This is a genomic window from Pseudomonas kitaguniensis, from assembly GCF_009296165.1.
Taxonomy (GTDB): Bacteria; Pseudomonadota; Gammaproteobacteria; order Pseudomonadales; family Pseudomonadaceae; genus Aquipseudomonas; species Aquipseudomonas kitaguniensis.
Window position 1 is genome coordinate 1 of sequence record NZ_VUAZ01000217.1, and the last position, 6,356, is coordinate 6,356.

Here is a 6,356-nt window from a genome sequence, read left to right on the forward strand (position 1 = left end):
CGTTGATCAACGGGTGCATCCAGCCTTCGTGGGAACCGTCGAAGGCGAAAGACATAAAATGCAGCTCGCAGTCCGCCGGGCCGGTTTCATAACGTTCGCCGGTGGCGATGATGTGCGCAACCAACGGCCCGTGAGCCACGGCCACGCCCTTGGGCAGGCCGGTGGAACCTGAGGTGTAAATCACGTAGGCGAGGTTGTCGCCGTGCAGTGTCACCTGTGGCGCGCTGTCATCAGCGCCAGCCCAGGCTTCGGCCTTATCGACCGCAAGCACTTGCAGCCCTTGCGGAATCGGCAGCCGCTGCTGCACGGCAGAATGCGTCAGCAACAGTTGCGCACGGCTGTCTTGCATCATGTAAAGCAGGCGGTCACGCGGGTATTCCACGTCCAGCGGCACATACACGCCACCGGCTTTCATCACCGCAAGGAACGCCACCATGATTTCGGCGCTGCGCGGCATGGCGATGGCCACGCGCACTTCCGGGCCGATACCGCGAGCAATCAGCGCATGCGCCAGGCGATTGGCCTGGCCATCCAGTTCCGCGTAGGTGAGGGTTTGCGCGTCGAATTTGACCGCGACGGCATTCGGCGTTTCACGCGCGCGGTCGGCGACCAATTCATGCACCAGGCGCTTGGCCGGGAAGCCCGAATCGGTGCAGTCCCACAGCTCAAGAATCTGTTGGCGCTCGGCAGCGTCCAGCAACGGCAATTGGCTGAGGCTTTGCTGCGGATTGGCAACCATGCCCTGCAACAGGTTCTGCCAATGCCGGGCCATGCGTTGCACGGTGGCGGCTTCAAACAGGTCTTGGGCATACCCCAACGTGGCCCAGATGCCCTCGGTGGACTCCTGAATATCCAGGTCCAGGTCGAAGTGTGCGGTCTTGCTCTCCCAGTCCAGCCCTTCTACGCGCAGGTGCGGCAACTGATGCTGGACCTGGGCCTGGCCCACATCGGTCTGGTGGTTGAACATCACTTGGAACAACGGGTTGTGGCTAAGGCTGCGTTCCGGTTGCAGCGCCTCTACCAATTGCTCGAACGGCAGGTCCTGATGCGCCTGGGCATCCAGCGCGCGTTGGCGCGTGTGCTGCAACAACTGCTCGACGCTCATCTGCCCATGCAGGTCGGCTTTGAGCACTTGGGTGTTGACGAAAAAGCCGATCAGGCGCTCGGTCTCGCTGCGATTGCGGTTGGCAATCGGCACGCCGACGCGAATCTCCTCCTGGCCGCTGTAGCGGTGCAGCAGGGTTTGGAACGACGCCAGCAGCAACATGAACAGGGTCACGCCTTGTTGCTGGGCCAACGCCTTGAGGTCGTGCGCCAGCGCCGGTGCCAGCTCAATCGCCAGGCGTGCGCCACGGTGGCTCTGCACCGCCGGGCGCGGGTGGTCAAAGGGCAATTCGAGCACGCTCTGCTCACCGCCGAGTACCTCGCGCCAGTACGCGAGTTGACGGGCTTTTTCGCCCGCGTCCATCCAGTGGCGTTGCCACACGGCATAGTCGGCGTACTGGATCGGCAGCACCGGCAGTTGCACGTCCTGCCCCTGGCTGTACGCCGCGTAGAGCTGCACCAGCTCTTCCACCACCAACTGCATCGACCAACCATCGGACACGATGTGATGCTGAACCAGCACCAGCACATGTTCCTCGGCGGCCAAGCGCAGCAGCGTCACACGCAGCAGCGGGCCTTGTTGCAGGTCGAACGGCTGGGCGATTTCAGCTTCTACGCGCGCCTTGAGCTGCGCTTCCTCGACGTCGCCGTGCGCAATCTGCAGCGCCACCACTGGCGCGATCACCTGCACCGCGCCGTCGTGCGTCTGGCGCACATGCGTGCGCAGGCTTTCATGGCGGGCCAGCAGCGTGTCGAAACTGCGTTGCAACGCCGCCGCATCCAACTGGCCTTTCAAGCGCAGGGCGCTGGGCACGTGGTACGCAGCGCTTTGCGGCTCCAGTTGCCAGAGGAACCATTGGCGCTCTTGCGCATATGACAACGGCAACGCCTGCTCACGCCCCACCGGCAGCAGCGCCGGGGCTTTGGGCGCCGTCGGGGAATGCGCTTCAATGGCGGCGACGAATCCGTCCAGGCGCGGCTGTTCAAACAGGCTCTTGAGCGGTACTTCAAGGTTGAGTGCCTGCCGGATGCGTGAGACCACCTGCATCGCCAGCAGCGAATGCCCACCCAGCTCGAAAAAGTGCTGGGTCAGGCCCACGCGCTCAGTGCCGAGAATATCCGCCCAGATCGCCGCAACCTGTTGTTGCAGCGGGGTGACAGGCGCTTGCCAATCGGCTTGCACTGCGCCGGCATCCGGTTTGGGCAGTGCCTGGCGGTCCAGCTTGCCATTCGGGTTCAACGGCATGTGCGAGAGGAAGATCAGGTGCGCCGGCACCATGTAGTCCGGCAATTGTTCGCGCAGGCTGGCCTTGAGCTGTTCGGCGGCGGCCGCCTGTTCTGCCTCACCGAGTGATTGCGTTGGCACCACGTAGGCCAACAGTTGGTTATCAGCGGCCAGCAGCAAGGTTTCGCGTACACCTGGCTGGGCCAGCAGCAACGCCTCAATTTCACCCAGCTCGATGCGGAAACCGCGAATTTTGACCTGATGATCGACCCGCCCGACGTACTCGATCACCCCGTCGGCGCGACAGCGTGCCAGATCACCGGTGCGGTACACACGCTCGCCCGAGTGGCCCAGAGGGTCGGCAACAAAACGCTCGGCGGTCAGCGCAGGTTGCTGCAGGTAGGCGCGGGCCAGGCCGCTTTGACTGGCGATATACAGCTCACCCACCGCGCCCATCGGCAGCAGGTTTAAATCGCGGTCGAGCACATACAAGCCGCGCCCCGCCAGCGCTCGGCCGATAGGGCTGGCGCTGGCACCGATCACGGTCGTCGCGTCGCTGCAGTCGAGCACACTCGACACCACCGTCGCCTCGGTAGGCCCATAGGTATTGAGCAGGCGCACATTCCCGAGCCCGGCGCGACGCCACAGCGCCGGGCCGTCCAGCGGCATGGCTTCGCCGCCGATATGCACCTGGCGCAGTGCACCGTAAGCGCGTGGGCTGGCCGCCAGGCAATCCTGCAAGAAGAGCTTCCAGTACGCCGTTGGCAAGTCGGCCAGGGTGATGCCCTGCGCGATGATCTGCCGGTACAGCTCGGCACCGTCCCACAGCTGCGGGCCGCGCAGCACCACGCTGGCGCCGCGGGTCAGCGCCGGGTACAACTGCTCGACGAAACCGTCGAAGTTCAAGGTCGCAAACTGCAACACCCGGTCATCCGGGGTCAGGCACGAGTAGTCGGCGGCGATGCTCGCAAACTCACTCAGGGCCGCATGGTTGATGGCCACGCCCTTGGGTTTGCCGGTAGAGCCGGAGGTGTAAATGACATAGGCCAGGCTGCGCGGCTCGAACTCGAACTGCGGGTTGTGTTCGGCACACTGCGCAAGCTGCGCATCGGCCAAGTCGATCTCCAGCGTCGCCAACTGCTCAGGCAACGGCAGGCGCTGACGCAGCGAAGACTCGGTCAACACCAGTCGCACGCCGCTGTCCTCAAGCATGTGCACCAGGCGCTCGCGCGGGTAGTCAGGGTCGAGTGGCACGTAGGCGCCGCCCGCCTTGAGCACCGCCAGCAGGCTGACCACCATGGCGAATGAGCGCTCCACGGCGATGCCGACCAGTACCTCCGGGCCTACGCCTTGGCCGATCAAATAGTGCGCCAAGCGGTTGGCCTGGCGATTCAACTCGGCGTAACTGATGGCCTGCTCATCCAGCGCTAACGCCTGGCGCTGCGGGTGCTGGTGTGCCTGCGCTTCGAATAACTGATGCACCGCACGCAACTCAGTGCGGGTGGCCGGGGCGTTCCACGCCTGACGTATCAGCGCGTGTTCGGCGGCGCTGAGCATCTGCAAGTCACTGATGCGGCTGTGAGGCGCGCTCACCAAGGCGTGCAGCAGGTTCTGCCAGTGCTGCGCCAAACGCTCTATCGTCGCGGCATCAAACAGGTCAGTGGCGTAGGTCAGCGCGGCCCAAATGCCCTCTGCGGATTCATGCGTGTCCAGGCTCAAGTCGAAGTGCGTGGTTTGGCTGTCCCAGTCCAGCTCCGCGACGCGCAGGCCCGGCAATTGCTGGCCCTCGCCTTTGGCGTCGGTCTGGTGATTGAACATCACCTGAAACAACGGGTTGTGGCTCAGGCTGCGCTCGGGCTGCAACGCCACCACCAGTTGTTCGAAAGGCAGGTCTTGGTGAGCCTGGGCTTCAAGGGCGCGCCGCTTGGTCTGTTGCAGCAGTTCGACGAAGGTCATCTGCCCATCGAGGTCGGCCTTGAGCACTTGCGTATTGACGAAAAAGCCGATCAACCGTTCGGTTTCGACACGGTTACGGTTGGCGTTGGGTACGCCAACGCGGACATCCGACTGCCCGCTGTAGCGGTAGAGCAGGGTCTGGAACGACGCCAGCAACAGCATGAACGGGGTGGCGCCCTCTTGCTGCGCAAGGCGTTTGATAGCGCTGACCAATGCGGGTGGCAGATGCACTTGCAGGCTGTTGCCGCGATGGCTTTGTTGGGCCGGGCGCGGATGGTCGAGGGGCAGCTCCAGCACCGGTTGCTCACCGCCGAGCAGTGCCTGCCAGTAAGCCAACTGACGGGCTTTCTCGCCCGCCTCCATCCAGCCGCGCTGCCACAGGGCATAGTCGGCGTACTGGATCGGCAGGTCCGGCAATTCAACGCTGCGGCCCTGACTGCAGGCGGCATAGAGTTGCACGAGTTCCTCGACCATCACTTGCATCGACCAACCATCGGAAATGATGTGGTGCTGCACCATCACCAGCACATGCTCATCTTCGGCCAGTTGCAGCAGCGTCACACGCAACAGCGGTGCCTGGAGCAGATCGAACGGCAGCGCGACCTGCGCTTGCACCTGCGCCATCAACTGCTGTTCGTCGGTGCGCACCTGCACGATGTCAACCGTGGCCTGCGGCATGACCGCCTGCAGCAGCCGCTCACCGTCTTGCACCAGGCGCGTGCGCAGGCTTTCGTGACGCGCCAGCAATGCGTCGAAACTCTGTTGCAGCGCCGCCAGATCCAGCTGGCCGTGCAGGCGCAGCGCGCCGGGAATGTGATAGGTGGCGCTGCCTGGGTCTAACTGCCAGAGAAACCACTGGCGCTCTTGCGCGTAGGACAATGGCAACGCGTCGACAGCGTGGCGGGTCGGGGCAATCGGCAATTGCGCAAAGCTCATGCCGCGCGCTTGCAGGCGCTGATAAAACTGCTGGCGTTGTTCAAGAGGCAGGCGAAGAAAGCGCGAGACCAAGTCGATATTAGGGTTGGAAAGCATGGTTCAAATCGCCTCTAGTTCGCTCAAAAAGTCACGAAGATCATCAAAGTCTTCCGCACTGCCCGCACGGAAGGTGGCTGCGGCCTGCACATAGGCGCTCAGCGTTTCGGTCTGGAACACTTCCACCAGTGGCACCTCCAGGCCCAGCTCGACCTGAACCCGCGACGTGATCTGGATCGCCAGCAAGGAATGCCCACCGACTTCGAAGAAGTTGTCGTCCAGACCCACTTGCGGCAAGCGCAGCACTTGCGCCCAAATCGCCGCAATCTGCTGTTCCAGTTCGGTTTCGGGCGCCACATAGCGTTGCTGCATCAGGCTTGCATCCGGCGCAGGCAAGCCCTTGCGGTCGAGTTTGCCGTTGGGGGTCAGCGGCATTTGCGCCAGGAACATGAAATGCGCAGGCACCATGTAATCCGGCAGTCGCGTCTTGAGCGCGCGGCGCAAGGTGTCGCGGAACTCGGCCTGGTTGATCAGGGCCGGATCGGCCGGTACTACGTACGCGACCAGTTGCTTGCCGGTCGGGCCTTCCTGGGCGACCACCACGGTTTCACCGACGCTGTCCTGCTCACGCAGGCGCGCTTCGATTTCACCGAGCTCGATGCGGAAACCACGGATTTTCACCTGATGGTCAACGCGGCCCAAATAGTCGACCACGCCGTCCGGGCGACCTCGGGTCAGGTCGCCGCTGCGGTACACGCGGCTACCGGGTTTACCGAACGGGTCCGGCACAAAACGCTCGGCGGTCAACGCTGGACGCTCCAGGTAACCCCGCGCCACGCCCTCGCCGCCCAAGTACAACTCACCGGCCACGCCGATGGGTTGCAGGTTCAATTGCGCATCCAATACGTAGCCGCTGCGGTTGCCCAACAGTGTGCCGATGGGCGCATACACCGCGCCGCAAGGGTCGCCACGGCGGGCTTTCCACAGCAACGGCGTGACCACGGTTTCCGTCGGGCCATAGCCGTTAAACAGGTAGGTCGGCTTGAGCGCACGCCACGCCAAGTCGTAACTGGCTTGAGCGACGGCGTCACCGCCGAAA

At 63.7% G+C, this 6,356-nt stretch carries 2 protein-coding genes; both read right to left on the reverse strand.

Features of this window, described 5'->3' with window-relative positions; all coding sequences use genetic code 11:
* On the reverse strand, positions 1-5,317 hold a 5,317-nt coding region (locus F0169_RS26655; RefSeq protein WP_152748089.1), incomplete at its 3' end, for a non-ribosomal peptide synthetase.
* A gap of 3 nt (positions 5,318-5,320) precedes the next feature.
* A partial coding sequence (locus tag F0169_RS28570; RefSeq protein WP_152748090.1) for a phosphopantetheine-binding protein occupies positions 5,321-6,356 on the reverse strand: 1,036 nt, incomplete at its 5' end.